Annotated in this window: 15 protein-coding genes; 10 read left to right on the top strand and 5 right to left on the bottom strand. The window is 47.1% G+C overall.

Annotation, left to right across the window (positions count from 1 at the left end; translation table 11 throughout):
* The first annotated feature begins 312 nt into the window (after positions 1-312).
* A complete protein-coding gene (locus tag MHB82_RS25215; RefSeq protein WP_095361218.1) occupies positions 313-1,893 on the top strand; it encodes a peptide chain release factor 3 in 1,581 nt (526 codons plus the stop codon).
* A gap of 196 nt (positions 1,894-2,089) precedes the next feature.
* On the opposite strand, the gene sspI is transcribed toward MHB82_RS25215, so the two are convergent.
* Entirely contained in the window at positions 2,090-2,323 is a 234-nt protein-coding gene (gene sspI, locus MHB82_RS25210; protein ID WP_095292206.1) for a small acid-soluble spore protein SspI, read from the bottom strand.
* 167 nt (positions 2,324-2,490) lie between these two features.
* On the opposite strand from sspI, the gene MHB82_RS25205 reads away from it, so the two are divergent.
* Positions 2,491-3,153: a potassium channel family protein gene (locus MHB82_RS25205; RefSeq protein WP_095361219.1), complete on the top strand. Its 663-nt coding sequence runs from the start codon at positions 2,491-2,493 to the stop codon at positions 3,151-3,153.
* Positions 3,154-3,205: 52 nt separating this feature from the next.
* Positions 3,206-3,994: a TrmH family RNA methyltransferase gene (locus MHB82_RS25200; protein WP_341176139.1), complete on the top strand. Its 789-nt coding sequence runs from the start codon at positions 3,206-3,208 to the stop codon at positions 3,992-3,994.
* Between the two features lie 349 nt (positions 3,995-4,343).
* Here MHB82_RS25200 and MHB82_RS25195 read toward each other — a convergent pair whose 3' ends face one another.
* On the bottom strand, positions 4,344-5,213 hold the full coding sequence (locus MHB82_RS25195) for a helix-turn-helix domain-containing protein (protein ID WP_095361386.1): 870 nt from the start codon (positions 5,211-5,213) through the stop codon (positions 4,344-4,346).
* A 119-nt stretch (positions 5,214-5,332) separates the two neighbouring features.
* On the opposite strand from MHB82_RS25195, the gene MHB82_RS25190 reads away from it, so the two are divergent.
* The gene (locus MHB82_RS25190) at positions 5,333-6,493 is read left to right on the top strand and encodes a Gfo/Idh/MocA family protein (protein ID WP_341176138.1); all 1,161 of its coding nucleotides are present in this window, start codon (positions 5,333-5,335) and stop codon (positions 6,491-6,493) included.
* A gap of 339 nt (positions 6,494-6,832) precedes the next feature.
* Here MHB82_RS25190 and MHB82_RS25185 read toward each other — a convergent pair whose 3' ends face one another.
* Positions 6,833-7,153, bottom strand: a complete 321-nt coding sequence (locus tag MHB82_RS25185; RefSeq protein ID WP_095292196.1) for a winged helix-turn-helix transcriptional regulator — start codon at positions 7,151-7,153, stop codon at positions 6,833-6,835.
* Between the two features lie 416 nt (positions 7,154-7,569).
* Here MHB82_RS25185 and zwf point away from each other — a divergent pair, with 416 nt between their 5' ends.
* From zwf to yunB, 4 genes are all read left to right on the top strand, one after another.
* A complete protein-coding gene (gene zwf / locus MHB82_RS25180; RefSeq protein ID WP_341176137.1) occupies positions 7,570-9,024 on the top strand; it encodes a glucose-6-phosphate dehydrogenase in 1,455 nt (484 codons plus the stop codon).
* A 126-nt stretch (positions 9,025-9,150) separates the two neighbouring features.
* Complete coding sequence (gnd, locus tag MHB82_RS25175) at positions 9,151-10,044, top strand: phosphogluconate dehydrogenase (NAD(+)-dependent, decarboxylating) (protein WP_095361222.1); 894 nt, start codon at positions 9,151-9,153, stop codon at positions 10,042-10,044.
* A gap of 86 nt (positions 10,045-10,130) precedes the next feature.
* Complete coding sequence (gene fsa, locus MHB82_RS25170) at positions 10,131-10,775, top strand: fructose-6-phosphate aldolase (RefSeq protein ID WP_095361223.1); 645 nt, start codon at positions 10,131-10,133, stop codon at positions 10,773-10,775.
* Positions 10,776-11,035: 260 nt separating this feature from the next.
* Positions 11,036-11,911, top strand: coding sequence for a sporulation protein YunB (gene yunB / locus MHB82_RS25165; protein WP_255248048.1), 876 nt, complete (start codon positions 11,036-11,038; stop codon positions 11,909-11,911).
* Positions 11,912-11,988: 77 nt separating this feature from the next.
* On the opposite strand, the gene MHB82_RS25160 is transcribed toward yunB, so the two are convergent.
* Positions 11,989-13,047: a M23 family metallopeptidase gene (locus MHB82_RS25160; protein WP_095361388.1), complete on the bottom strand. Its 1,059-nt coding sequence runs from the start codon at positions 13,045-13,047 to the stop codon at positions 11,989-11,991.
* 222 nt (positions 13,048-13,269) lie between these two features.
* Here MHB82_RS25160 and lipA point away from each other — a divergent pair, with 222 nt between their 5' ends.
* Entirely contained in the window at positions 13,270-14,169 is a 900-nt protein-coding gene (lipA, locus tag MHB82_RS25155; RefSeq protein ID WP_110756964.1) for a lipoyl synthase, read from the top strand.
* 14 nt (positions 14,170-14,183) lie between these two features.
* Positions 14,184-14,579, top strand: a complete 396-nt coding sequence (locus MHB82_RS25150; protein ID WP_341176136.1) for a YutD family protein — start codon at positions 14,184-14,186, stop codon at positions 14,577-14,579.
* 80 nt (positions 14,580-14,659) lie between these two features.
* On the opposite strand, the gene MHB82_RS25145 is transcribed toward MHB82_RS25150, so the two are convergent.
* Positions 14,660-15,463, bottom strand: coding sequence for an NAD kinase (locus MHB82_RS25145; RefSeq protein WP_095292189.1), 804 nt, complete (start codon positions 15,461-15,463; stop codon positions 14,660-14,662).
* Positions 15,464-15,552 lie beyond the last annotated feature (89 nt).

The raw sequence follows: 15,552 nt of genomic DNA, 5'->3' as shown, positions 1-15,552 counted from the left end.
ATGCCAATCTATTGGCTGAAAGGTGCTCTTTTTTTGCGATTGGAAAAGTGAAGAATCCGTTGCAGGTAATCGGTTATTTTCGGTAAAGATTATGGTACAATAGGAGAGTTGGGTAAGAAGCAGGTTAACGGTCTGTTAAAGCAGCACAGGAATAGGGAGGATGAACTCCGTTGTAAATGTGTAAAATTAAACCTAATGTGCAAAAATCGAAGGAAACAATCAACCGGTATCGCCGGATTGCATAAAAGATTGAGATTAGACCGGCCAGGCCGGTAATTAACGTTGAATGAACGGACGAAAGGGATAGAACCTATGAGCAAAGCAGATAACATTCTTCAACAGGAAGTGGACAAACGCCGGACGTTTGCCATTATCTCTCACCCGGATGCGGGTAAAACCACATTGACCGAAAAGCTGTTGCTGTTCGGGGGTGCGATTCGTCTCGCCGGTACGGTCAAAGCGCGGAAAGCAAGCAAGCACGCTACAAGTGACTGGATGGAAATTGAGAAACAGCGGGGGATTTCGGTTACATCTTCCGTCATGCAGTTCGATTATCTGGGTCATCGTGTAAACATTCTGGATACTCCGGGTCACCAGGACTTCAGTGAAGATACCTATCGTACACTGACAGCTGCAGATAGTGCAGTCATGTTGATTGACGTGGCCAAAGGTGTCGAGGCACAAACCATCAAGCTGTTCCAGGTTTGTGCGAAGCGCGGCATTCCGATTTTCACATTCATCAACAAGCTGGACCGTGAAGGACAAAGCCCGTTTGATCTGATGGAAGAGCTCGAAAACGTACTGGGTATTCGCTCCGTACCGATGAACTGGCCGATTGGTACAGGACGCGATCTATGCGGCGTGTATGACCGGATGAAAAACCAGGTGGAATTGTTCCAAGGGGACGACCACTCCACAATTAAAGTGCAAAAAGTAGACGGCTACGAAGATCCGATTATCCGCGAGATGGCGGGAGAATATCTTCATGACCAGCTGTGTCAGGATCTGGAGCTTCTGGATGTAGCAGGAGATCAGTTCGATATGGAGAAGGTACAACGTGGAGAGCTGACACCGGTATTCTTCGGCAGTGCCATCAACAACTTCGGTGTGCAGACATTCCTGGAGAACTTCCTGCAGCTGGCTCCTAAGCCTGAGCCGCGTCACAGTACCGCGGGTGAGATCGAGCCGACGAATGAGAAGTTCAGCGGATATGTATTCAAAATCCAGGCAAACATGAACCCGGCACATCGTGACCGTATCGCGTTCCTGCGGATCGTGTCTGGTAAATTCCAACGGGGGATGAGCGTCAAGCATAACCGTGTGGGGAAAGAGATTAAGCTGTCCCAACCACAGCAATTCCTGGCTCAGGACCGGGATATCGTAGAAGAGGCATATGCTGGCGATATCATCGGATTATTTGACCCGGGTATTTTCCGGATTGGCGATTCGCTTAGTCAGGGAAGTGAGGTTATATTTGATGAAATGCCAACCTTCTCGCCAGAGATTTTTGCCAAAGTAACCGTCAAAAATGCATTGAAACATAAACAGTACCAAAAGGGTATCGACCAGTTGACGGAAGAAGGAACGATTCAGGTCTTTAACACCGTGAGTTTCGATGAAACACTGCTTGGTGTTGTAGGTCAGCTCCAGTTCGAGGTATTCGAATACCGGATGAAAGGCGAGTATGGGGTAGATGTACAGTTGCAGCGCATGCCTTATCAGTTTGCTCGCTGGATCGTGGATGAGAATCTGGATCCGAGCAAATTCCGGATTAACTCTGCCCTGGTGAAGGATAAAAAGGGGAATTACGTTGTCCTGTTCGAGAATGAGTATGCGATGAGAACAGCAATAGACAAAAACCCGACTGCTCAATTCCTTGAGACTGCTCCATAAGTTTAGCTTAATATGAAGCCTTTATAATAATGGCAGTAATGCAGCAATGTTAAAGATCCCTCCGCCTTCTGGCGGGGGGATCTGTTGCTTTGCACCCTACTTAGATGGCAGGTATGATCCAGCCGGATAAGGGAAAGCTTTCTTTTGCAGGCAGAACAAACGTGATGATGGTTACCGATCCCTTTCAATACCTCGATTAGCGAAGCGGTTGAACGGGGATGGTGTGCAGATGCTCCTGCGCGACTTGAATCAACTCATCCTGCTTCGCAGAATCAGTGTTCTTCCAGATCATTTCGAAAATGGCGCCAAGTCCGGGTAATGCGGCTTCCGGTCCATCGACAGAACCTTCAATCATCTCCCGGAGCTGATCATCACTCTTGTCATGAACTTTATGAACAATCGCTTCACGCAGACTTAATGTAATTGGCATCGCAATTCCCTCCTCGTATATTCGGCTGCTCCTATACTGTTCCCTGGGAAGCGTGAGCGCATTCAAGTTTATCCGGCTTTGTGGTATACTACGAAGGATATTTAAGTAAGCATTGACATCTGAAAGGATGCGCAAGAGCTGAAGTGCAGCGGGAGGTTAAGACCCTAATGGCTAAGAAACAATATGCCGTAATTGGCATGGGGCGGTTCGGATCAAGTGTGGCCAATGCGCTGAGCGGTATGGGATTCGACGTACTGGCAATTGATACGGACGAGCAGCGGACCCAGGAAATGTCCAATGTGGTGACTCATGCTGTATCGGCAGATTCAACAGATGAAGAAGCGCTGCGAGCGCTGGGCATACGAAATTTCGACGTTGTCGTTGTGGCAATCGGTGAAGATATTCAGGCGAGCATTTTGACGACCCTGATTTTGAAAGATATGGGTGTACCGGTTCTGATCGTCAAGGCACAGAATGAGCTGCATGGTAAAGTGCTGCAAAAGATTGGAGCAGACAAGGTCATTTACCCTGAACGGGATATGGGGCTGCGTGTAGCCCATCATTTGACCTCTCCGAACATACTGGATTACATTGAGCTATCTGAAGATTACAGCATATTAGAGATGAGAGCCTCCGAGCAGATGATCGGCAAAAACCTGTTGGAGCTCAATATTCGTGCACGCTTCGGTTGTAACGTGATGGCGATTCGCAGTGGGAATTCCATGAATATCTCTCCGTATGCCGAGGATCGGATAGAAGCTGGGGATGTATTGATTATAGTGGGCCACAAAGACCATTTGACGAAAATGGAGCTCGCCTATCCGAAGTGATCTCTCGGAGTCACCCGGAGTAAATTGAACGGCAGACGGGAAGGATGGAAAGATGGATATCGTATCACCGCAAAATTCACGTGTGAAGGAATGGGCACAGCTGCTGGAGAAAAAGCACCGTACCCGTCAGCATAAATACATCATTGAAGGCATTCACCTGGTACAGGAAGCGCTACGTGCACAGGCTGATCTGGAATGCATCGTTTACGATGGTGAGCAGGGAGTACCTACTGAACTGGCTGGCCTAGAAGGACCACTGCAACGTATAGAATGGATCAGCGTATCGTCGGCTGTGATTGCCAAATGCACGGATACGATGACACCTCAGCCTGTTTTTGCCATTGTTCGTAAAGGTCGTGAGCCGCTGGAAAGTCTACTCTCTGGAGAGCGTCGGCTTGTTGTGGTGCTGGATGGGGTGCAGGACCCGGGGAATGTGGGGACAATCATTCGCAGTGCTGACGCAGCTGGAGCAGCCGGTGTGGTGCTTGGTGCAGGCTCTGCCGACGTGTATAATCCGAAGACGATTCGTTCAACGATGGGATCATTGTTTCATTTGCCCATTGTGGAAGGGCAGCTGGAATCTATGCTTCCAGAAGCGAAAGCAGCGGGTGTGAAGCTCGTAAGTACCTCTTTGCAGGCAGAGTACTCATGTTATAGCTATGATTTTACTCAATCCGTTTGGCTTGTGATCGGCAATGAGGGCAAGGGGATATCCGAGTCTACGGCAAGGCTTGTGGATGATGCAATTACGATACCGATGCAGGGACAAGCAGAATCGTTGAATGCCGCAATGGCGGCCACGATTTTGATGTTCGAAGCGATGAGACAGCGGATGGTTTAGTTATAGATCGGTAAATAGTAAGTACGATATAGGACAGGGATTTTAGAAAAACAAATTAAGCTTATTCCTACTTTTGTGAGAGATAGGGATGAGCTTTTTTCTTTTGAAATAGAAAGGTTATCGACCAATCAGAAAAATGAACTGGATCAGAGAGAAACTCTATAGCTATCTGGAGAAGCTGGGACTTGAAATCAGGGAATCCAGCAAAAGTGAATAGTGAGAAGAATCTGAACACTGCTTGTAACCTTCATCTGACATTCAAATATGATGTGGATACAATAGTTCCGAAAATGAATGAGTGAAGGCGAAGGGCATGTCCCTTCGCTTCTTTGTTATGTGGATTCTGAATTCATGCTCTCCTTTGCGCGTTCAGCCGATATTGATGTGGAGTTGTACCCGTAACGGAACGGAATACTTTGCAGAAGTAGGAAGGCGTGGACAAGCCTACACGGTGACCGATTTCCGGGACGCTGTATGAATAGCGGGCAAGTAGTACGCAAGCATGACGAATACGGGTAGCTTGAGTATAGGCGACAATGGTCGTTCCAGTGGCCTTTTTGAATACATGAGACAGATGATAAAGAGACATGTGCAGTTCTGCAGCGAGATCTTTGAGTTGAAAGGGTTCATGGTAATGTTCCTCAATCCACTTCATGATAGCTTCAGCGTGAGGATGAAGAAGACTGTTGAAGGTTGGACGCACGGATTGGGAGAGGGCATGCTTGTCTTCTTCCCAGATGTATTGAATCTGTACGAGCAGGTTCAGTAAAAAGAGCTGGGCAGCCTCCTCTTCTCCTTCTCCATGAAGTCCGTTGAGATGAATCTGCGCGAACTGTTCCATGAATTGCACCAGCATGGAAGAAGAAGGAAGAATGAAAGGTGCAATAGGTGAAGGTTGTCCCAGAAGCTCCTGTACAAAATGATGAGTAGCCGTAAAATGCCGCCAGGTTTCCTTCAGCACATCCAGATCATACATAAGTACACTACGGACAAAAGGATGCTCATCCGTAACCTGAATCTGTACCTGATGCAGCTGAAAAGGACGGAAAATCATCAGTGTACCCGGTTTAAGCGGAAAAGCTTGGCCTTCCGTAATTAACTGACCATACCCATCATGAATGTAGGTAACTTCCATTTGGGAATGGGCATGAAATATTTCACGAAAAGTCGTGGTGGATGTACGTCGGCAAGCCAGATCGAATTGCTCCTTGTCTAACATGGACAATGCCTATTCCTCCCTCAACATGAGCACAAGATCCTTTTATTTTAACACAAGATACACGCATAAAAGCGCTTAATAATTGTGTATTGTGAAAGGAACAAGGGAGGTATGTTTAGATGTTAAAAGTAGCGATTATTGGTGCTGGTGCAATCAGTGGAGCGCATATCTCAGCATATTTGGCCTTTCCCGATCGATGTCAGATTGTAGCTGTGGTCGATATGTACCCTGAAAAAGCACAGAAACGAATGAATGAACATGGACTGAAAAATGCACAGGCAGTAGCGGATTATAAAGAATTGCTGAGCCAGAATATTGATGTGGTCTCTATCTGTACTCCGCCGTATACACATGCTCCCATTGCATGTGACTTTTTGCATGCAGGTACTAACGTGCTGGTTGAAAAACCGATGGCTTCCTCTCTGGAAGAAGCGGATCAGATGCTGAAAGCAGCCGAACAGAGCGGCAAATTTCTGTCGGTCGTGGCACAGAATCGGTTCACTACACCGATGATGAAGCTTAAGGGCGTACTGGATAGTAAGCTGATGGGCCCGATTGTGCATGTTCAGGTGGATTCATTCTGGTGGCGGGGTCATAACTATTATGATCTTTGGTGGCGTGGGACTTGGGAAAAAGAAGGCGGTGGTTGTACGCTTAACCATGCCGTGCATCATATTGATGCCATGCTCTGGATGATGGGTCCACCCGTGGAACTTCAGGCCATGATGGCCAACACGTCGCATGATAATGCGGAAGTGGAGGATGTATCGATGGCCATGCTCCGATTCCCTGGAGGGGCACTTGGCATGATCACAAGTTCCGTCGTGCATCACGGAGAGGAACAGCAGTTAATTTTTCAGGGAAAAGAGGCCCGGGTATCTGCACCGTGGAAAGTGGTTGCCTCAACTTCACGTAGTAACGGATTTCCGGAGCCAAATCCGGAACTGGAGCAACAGATACAGCAGAAAGCAGACACATTGACGGATGTCATTCACGTTGGTCACGCCGGTCAGGTCGAGAATGTGCTAAACGCCATCGAGACCGGATCACCACTTCTGGTGGATGGACGGAGTGGGCGGAATACACTTGAACTGATTGTAGGCATATATAAGTCCGCGAGTACGGGGGAGAAAGTTACCTTTCCTCTGGAAGCAGGCGATGCGTTCTACACACGTGAGGGTATAATGCAGCATGCGGTGCACTTTTACGAAAAGAAGACAGCAGTGGAGAACTTCGAGGATCTGAGCATAACGCTGGGGACCCAGTTGGAGTCAAAATGAATAAAGGATTAAATAGCAAAAAGATGCCAATGTCTCATGATAAAAGTGAGGCGGCATCTTTTTTTGCTGGATCAGAATCTCACTCATATATGTCATCAAATTTATCATATAAATGGACGATAGTTGGACTATCAAGACTCCCTGGGACTATTCGATCCTACTTATTGGAACAACCTAAATGACACGTGATGTAACTTTGTTACAACATCTACTGTGCTTTTGTAGAGAATTAATCCAAAATACCCCGGTTACCTGCCACTGTCCACTTAATAAAGGAAACGCTATTTGTGGAATCAAAGGGAACCTTATTGAGTGGTTGAAACAAATTGTGTAATTGCATTACAGCCACTTATCCGCCCATCGCTCCACGGCACTTAATGCTCTTCCCAGCTCCGTCCCTTTGCGGGACAACATATATTCTGTCCGTACTGGTCGCTCTGTAACCACATGGCGCACGACCAGACCTTCTTCCTCCAGTTCTTTCATTCGTTCATTCAGTACGCGTTTGCTCAAGTCAGGGATATAAGCGTGAATTTCACTGAATCGTTTGGGCTCTTCCATCAACGCATGAATAATGAGGGCAACCCACTTCCGGCCAATGATCTGATAAGACTGTTCCACCTTTTCGCATATTTGCTTGGCATTCTCATCATCGCTCATAATAGTACTCCTTTGAATTAGTTATGCTTATTATAGCACTAGTATACTTATTGTAACCTGGATGTCTACAAGCATTATGTATAAAATATCACATACCAATTGTTTATAATCTTACCACATAAAGCGTTAACAATAAATAAAAACCCTGTAAACACTGGTGTTCACACGTTAGACATGATTGTTGACGAATTGTGACGACAGGTGTAATATGGGTAACGTTAATTCAAATGGTTACAATTTATAACCTTGGTTTAAGGTTGTGGAGAGAAGGAATGTTCCATGGTTAAATTCGGGTATGTTATATAAACGGAGGCAAGGCGGGTCACGCACCCACTTATTCCGTCTTTTGTCATGCTTGGATTTGAACATTTTGCACCATCATATACTATACTGCACAGATCACAGGAGGCACTCCAATGGACGCAATGACATTTGTCCTGTTCGGGGCAACAGGCGATTTAGCCAAACGCAAGATTTACCCTGCATTATATAACTTGTACATTGATCAAAAAATGCCAAAATCCTTCTCCGTTATCGGTCTTGGACGGCGTGAATTGTCGGATGCTGACTTCCAGGCGAATGTCGAAAAGTCACTGCATGAATTCTCACGGCAAACGCCTGAAGAAGAATCCCAGGTACGTGATTTCATTGGAGCTTTCCGTTATTGTTCCCTGAACAATACGAAGCTTGAGGATTACACGAAATTGCTGAAAATTGTCGAGCAGCGTGAACAGGAACTGAGCATTCCGGAAAATCGCATGTTCTACATGTCGGTTGCGCCAGAATTCTTTGAGCCAATCGCACTGAATATTCAGGAAAGCGGTCTGGGTAACACCAAAGGCTGGAAGAAACTGATTATTGAAAAACCATTCGGACACGATCTGCAATCTGCACGTGAACTGAATGAGAAACTCAGCAATACCTTTGCAGAGGAAGAAATTTATCGCATTGACCATTTCCTGGGCAAACCGATGGTTCAAAATATTGAAACCCTGACGTATGCGAATCCGGTCATTCAGGCATTGTGGTCCAACCGTTACATTGCCAATGTACAAATCACGGCTAGTGAAACTGTTGGTGTTGAAGAACGAGCTGCGTATTACGACCAAAGTGGTGCCGTTCGCGACATGTTCCAGAATCATATGCTTCAATTGCTGATGATGATTGCCCTGCATTTGCCAAAACGGTGCACACCGCAAGAAATTCAGTTTAAAAAGCAAAAGATTGCTGAAGCTCTTCGACCACTGATCAAAGAAAACATTGCTTCTGAAGTGGTACGTGCTCAATACGGCGCAGGCGAGCTGCAAGGAACATCCGTTGTAGGTTATCTGGACGAGCCTGGTATCCCTGCTGGTTCCCAGAACGATACGTATGTAGCGGCGAGATTGTGGATCGATGATCCATTCTGGAGTGAGGTTCCTTTCTACATTCGTACAGGTAAACGCATGGCAGAGAAATCCACACGCATCGTAGTTGAGTTCAAGGCGCCGCTCAAAACAGGTCATGAATCTGAAAATACGACCGAGCCTAACCTGCTGACGATTGAAATTGGTCCAGGGGAAAGCATCTCGCTTCAATTGAATGCGAAGAACCCATTGAACCATGGTGAAGTGGAGCCAATTAATATGACATTTGCTTCAGGCAAACGCAATATTCCGGAAGCTTACGAAAACCTGATCTTTGACGCTATGCGTGGAGATTCCACCTTCTTCGCCCACTGGAACGAAGTGGAGCTGGCATGGCAGTGGGTACAACCGATTCTGGAAGCCTTCCAAGATGGCAGTGTACCGCTGGATACCTACAGCGCAGGATCGCAAGGACCTGATTCCGCAGATCGTCTGATTGCAGAGAATGGCTACCGTTGGTGGTAAGCACATCTAAGGCTAACTGAATTTACCGTTCCAATTTTGCATAAGTCCTTCCGGCAAATGGCCGGAAGGCCGTAAAAATTTTTGATATAGATAAACTTATAATTGTTCATAACAGGAGGATTTATCATGAAACTTGGACTTATTGGATTGGGCAAAATGGGATTGAACCTGGGCAGAAACCTGATTGACCACAAACATGAAGTGGTTGCTTTTGACTTGAACACTGAAGCTGTTAACGAAATGAAAGAATACGGAGCACAAGGCGTTTCTTCTTATAAAGAAATGGTTGAGTCTTTGGAATCTCCACGTGTACTGTGGATCATGGTTCCTCACAATGTGGTTGATGCTGTACTGGCTGAAGTAAGCCCGCTGCTCTCTAAAGGCGATATCATCATTGAAGCAGGTAACTCTCACTACAAAGAGTCGATCCGTCGTTACGAGGAATTGAAACCATCCGGTATCCACTACATGGATGCAGGTACTTCCGGTGGTATGGAAGGCGCACGTAACGGTGCTTGTTACATGATCGGTGGAGACCCTGAAGCTTGGGCAATCGTTGAGCCGGCATTCAAAGACACTGCAGTAGAGAACGGTTATCTGTATGCAGGTAAAGCAGGCAGCGGTCACTTCCTCAAAATGGTGCACAACGGTATTGAGTACGGTATGATGGCATCCATCGGTGAAGGTTTTGACGTGCTCGAGAAAAGCGACTTCGACTTCGACTTCGAAAAAGTGGCTCGCGTATGGAACAACGGTTCCGTTATTCGTTCTTGGCTGATGGAGCTGACTGAGCGTGCGTTCTCCAAAGATGCGAATCTCGATGAAATCAAAGGTGTAATGCACTCTTCCGGTGAAGGACGCTGGACTGTGGAAACAGCATTTGACCTGCAAACCGCTACACCAGTTATCGCATTGTCCTTGCTGATGCGTTACCGTTCCCTGGAGACAGATACATTCACAGGTAAAGTGGTAGCAGCGCTGCGTAACGAATTTGGCGGCCACGCTGTAGAAAAAAAATAAGTTAATATATAACTGTTAACATATAAGGTTGTTCGGGTAATGAATATCATCGTGTTTATAAATTCATCAAGTGGAGGGAACATATCATGAAATTTTTCTTGGATACAGGGAATGTTGAGGAAATCAAACGGATTGAACGTCTTGGTCTGGTGGATGGAGTCACGACAAACCCGTCTTTGATTGCCAAAGAAGGCCGAGTATTTAAAGAAGTGATTCAGGAGATCTGTGGCGTTGTCAAAGGCCCGGTCAGTGCTGAAGTCATCGGTCTCAAAGCCGAAGATATGTTGAAGGAAGCTTATGAAATTGCTGAATGGGCACCGAATGTAGTCATTAAACTACCGATGACCGAAGATGGGCTGTATGCTTGTCATGAGCTCACGCAAAAAGGAATCAAGACCAATGTAACGCTGATCTTCTCGGCAGCACAAGGCCTGATGGCGGCGAAAGCCGGAGCGACTTACATCAGCCCGTTCGTTGGCCGTCTGGATGATATTGCGGTGGATGGCATGAAGCTGATTCGTGACCTGCGTCTTATCCTGGATACGTACGATATGCCGTCCGAGATCATTGCTGCAAGCATCCGCAATATCAAACATGTTGAAGATGCTGCCCTTTCCGGTGCGCACATTGCGACGATTCCTGGATCGCTCCTGCCGACTTTGTGGAAACATCCACTGACAGACAGTGGCATCGAGCGCTTCCTGAAGGACTGGGAAACTGTTCCTAAATAATGTTGCGAAAGATTTATACATTGTTATAAAGCATATGGCATAAATGAATCAAAGCCTTCACCTTGCAGAGCAATCTGCAGGTGAGGGCTTTTTTTTATTATGAAGAAAAAAGGCTAGGCTATCTGAGTGCACCTCCAATGGTTCAAATAAATGGGGCGATGTTTTGCTACACCGGGTGCTGTCCTTCTTTTTCGGGACAACGGTGCATAAGGATAACATATAACCCTAGAGCTCATCCCGCAGGGAGAGGGGGACACCCGATGATGAGAAAAAGATGGCGGAGCCGAAGACGACGGAAGCCGCCAAGCGGCAAACGCAAGATGTGGCTGATTATTTTACTGGTAGCGGTATTTTGCCTGATGCAGGGCTTTGCGTATGTGGATAAAAAAATGAAGCCTCCAATTATGCATTTGGCCAAAATACGGGTGAAGCAGATTGCTACAGAAGCGATCAACAAGGCCATAACGGCCCAGGTGGCGGAAGGCAAATCGACCGAAGGGCTGATTGACTGGAAAACCGATACTGCCGGTAAAGTGTCCGGTTTCATGCTGAACTATGATGAGCATATGCGTATTACCGCAAGCACGATGAATATTGTGCAGTCCACGTTACAGAACGTGCATATGTTAAAAGAGAAAATCCCCCTTGGTCAGGCACTGGGTAGCCCGGTCCTGGCATCCTTTGGCCCGAATATTCCCGTTCGTATCGAGCCACAGGGGGCTGTGAAGGTCGATCTGAACACCAGGCAGCAGAATGCCGGGATCAACATGATCCTGGTCGAGGTGTACATTCATATCATTGCCGAAGTGGCCGTAGTGGTTCCCTTTGATATGGAGCCAGAGACGGTAGATACCGAAATACCAATATCCTACCTGCTCGTGGTCGGGGATGTGCCCATGTATTACTACGATAATCAGGGCAAGCCGGTAGGCAGTAACGGCAGCAGTGCGCCATCCATTGCATTACCATCAGGCCAGGCTGGTGTATCCGGTGGTACTGGCGTGACACCGAACCCTTCCGGTCAGAACCAGCAGCAGACACCAGGCGGTAATATGCAGGGCGATGAGCTGGAGCTTGAACCTGATCTTACAGGAGAAAATGGTGGTCTACCGCTCGATACAGACGTAAATCATTGAAGTGATTTGAATTGAATCGAACTAAAGAAGTTCAATCAATAAAAAAACGGGATCCTCTTCTAAGAGGTCCCGTTTCTTTATTTGCTTTTCGCCTTGGCCTTCTTCTGCTCACGTTCTTCCCGTTCCCAATGCTTCAAAAGCGGATAAGGGTCAAACGACCATTCCGTCAGTCCGGTATCCCGGTAGATTCCGTAATGCAAATGGGGAGGGAATTTCCCCTGGGTACCTGGTTTGCCATAGCCGGAGCTGCCGACCCAGCCCACAACTTGACCGGGGGTAACGACCTCGCCAATATGGGCATTCTTATCAAAACCGGATAGATGAGCGTAGTAGTGATAGTGGTTATTCAAATCACGGATACCAATCCGCCAGCCGCCGAAGGGATTCCAGCCCTTGATCTCCACGACACCGTAACAGGTGCTGCGCACGGGAAGTCCGTGTGGAGCGAAAATATCTGTTCCCTCATGGATACGATAACCACCCCAACTGCGTTTGGTCCCCCATGTGCTGCGATAGGAATAATTCGTGCCGAGCGGAACGGGAAATGCATGGCTAAACAAATCGATGCTGTCAAAATGCTCATATAATTTCGCAAACTGCTGAATGCGCTGCACAGCTCGAGTATTATGATAATACTCCCACAGAGCAATGCTGAAGTCCTCCTGACGGGCTCCGAATCTCTGAATGGCGTTCGCCATACTGTACAGCACATCCAGATCGTTGTTGGCATCCGCCAGTCCATCTCCCGATCCATCCCGGCCGTATCCATTAAAAAAAACGATGGAGCCCGGCTGTTGATCCGTCTCATCCGGGTTAAGCCAGCCTCTCCAGGCGGGAGATGTCATGAAAATCCCGGTTAGTCGCTCCGCGTGCTTGCGGTCTTTGGGATGAGCACGCGTCAGAGTTCGTTCATACTGGTCGATGGCTGCGAGTCTGAACCAGGGAATGCCGGTTATTTGTTCAATGCTCTCATATAAACTTCGGCGTGCTTTTAAAATCTCCGCTGGTTTCATTTCGGAAAGTTCGGTTTTGGACGACACAGCGGAGGATTCACCATGAACATCAACAGGCAAGAATGGGAGAAGCAATGTGCCTGCAAGTAGGGTTTTAATCCAAAAAGAGTGAGTGAAGCGCATTTTGATGCGATTTTGCACAGGGAAGCAGCCCCCTTTCCATTGAGATGATGCACAGGCGTGCCCGGTGAACCAAGCTATAACCTAGCGTTCTTCAAAAGTCCTTATTTTATCCGTGTAAGGGTGGATTGCACAAGATGTGACAAATGGGGGTTTTTCCAACGCTTTCATGGTATAATATGTTCCGAGCAACAGCCTAACTTCATTAGAAAGAGGGTTTACGCATTGGCTAAACGTGTTAAGGAACCGAAACCGGACTGGATTCGGATTAAATTGACAACCGGCGATAACTATCAGGAAATGAAAACGATGATGCGTTCGAAAACGCTGCATACAGTATGTGAGGAAGCACGATGCCCGAATATTTATGAATGCTGGGCCAATCGAACAGCTACTTTTATGATTTTGGGCGACATTTGCACACGGGCATGCCGCTTTTGCGCGGTGAATACCGGCTTGCCGACGGAACTTGATTTGCAGGAGCCAGAACGCGTCGCAGAAGCTGCGGAGCAAATGAACCTGCAGCACTGTGTTATTACAAGCGTCGCTCGTGATGATTTAAAGGATGGCGGAGCGACTATTTTTGCCGAGACGGTAAAGGCAGTTCGACGCCGCTTGCCTTTATGTAGTGTAGAAGTATTGATTCCAGACTTCCTGGGTGATCGGGATTCCCTGAAAATTGTCATGGATGCCAAACCTGACATTCTTAATCACAACATTGAGACGGTAGAGCGGCTATCAGACAAAGTCAGAGCTAAGGCCAAATACAAGCGTTCACTTGAATTGCTTGCTCGTGCCAAAGAAATGCAGCCCAACATTCCAACCAAATCCAGCATCATGCTGGGTGTAGGGGAGGAATACCAGGAAATTTTGCAAACCATGGATGATCTGCGTGCTGTGGATTGTGATATCATGACGATTGGTCAGTACCTGCAGCCATCCGAGAAACATCTGTTTGTTGAGAAGTATTATCCGCCAGAAGAGTTCGCAGCATTGAAGCAGGAAGGACTGAAACGTGGATTCAGCCACGTTGAATCCGGACCGATGGTACGCAGTTCCTACCATGCACATGAACAGGTTAAATCTGCTGCAAAACATGCGGAACAGGCGGCAACACACGCATAATGGAGGACACTGGATTGGAAGAAGAAAAAAGCACTGAGCAGGTTCAGGACACGGTCCAGGATCAGCCTCAGGATAAACCACAAGAAAAAGTACAGGAAAAGATCATCGTTCAGGTGAACGGTAAAAATTATGAGATTGTGCAGAACTATAAAGAAGGCTGGAACCCGGAAGTTTTCCGCGACCGGTACAGTGAAGTTCTGGAGCGCTACGATTACATTATCGGAGACTGGGGCTACAGTCAGCTGCGGCTCAAAGGCTTTTATCGTGATAATCATCCCAAAGCCACGAAAGATTCCACCATCTCAAGCATGGTGGATTATATTAATGAATATTGTAACTTTGGCTGTGCTTACTTTGTTCTTCAGAAGAGCAAAGAACAGCCTCAAGCCAAAGCGAAAAGCGGCTCCTGAGAAGGGCCGCTTTTTTTGTGCATGTTATTATATCCGGGAGTGTTCTTTGTGAACACCAATCAGTATGATTCGGAACCAGGCTAGTCCAAAAAGGCAGTGCGAACCCGGTTCCAAAACGGATAGGGGCGATAACGGGCAAAGCTTACCTTGTGACTTGCAACCTGACAACGTACGGAGATCAGATCCTCCACCATGACATTGACATGATCGATTGTCAGCAGCAGCCTTTGGTCCTTACGCGAGAAGATGTCACAGTGATGGTGCTTGGGCAAAATAACCGGTGAACCCAGCGTCCGATAGACACGGTTATTGATCGAAGCAATTTCGGCAATCTGAATTGCCTCAATAGTCGGATGTACCATGGCACCACCCAGGGCCTTATTATAGGCTGTACTGCCTGAAGGCGTGGATACGCAGATCCCGTCCCCCCGGAACATCTCGAAGGTCACGTCATTAATGTCGACTTGGGCTACGACCGTACCATCCACACCTTTTAACGTAAATTCATTTAAGGCAATATAGGAGGTGTTACCCGATTTTTTACGAATCTCAAGCTCCAGCAGCGGGTATTCTACAATTCGGGGTTTGAGTCGTTCGGGATCCCCTTTTCCGCTCATCAATCGTACCAGTTCCTGTAATTCGTCTTTCTTCCAGTCGGCATAAAAACCGAGATGGCCTGTATGAACCCCAACAAAAGCAATGTCCGGGATCCGGTCGATGAAATTGTGAAATGCTTGCAGCATTGTTCCATCGCCTCCGATGGAGATAACAATCTCCGGCGACTCTGCATCCAGCTTGAACCCTTCTTCTTTTGCCAGCGCATGAAACTGCTGACTCAGATCAATCGATAACTGGTCTCCGCGGTCTTGAACATAGTATCTCAAGATGAAAGCTCCTTTGTGGTCATTATATTACCGATGATAATCAATTCCAGAGCAGAACACAACGTTGGATTGATATTCATTCGAAATAT

It is taken from the genome of Paenibacillus sp. FSL K6-2862, from assembly GCF_038005125.1.
Classification (GTDB): Bacteria; Bacillota; Bacilli; order Paenibacillales; family Paenibacillaceae; genus Paenibacillus; species Paenibacillus illinoisensis_A.
Note: the sequence above shows the minus strand (reverse complement) of the source record. Positions and strands in the feature narration are given on the sequence as shown.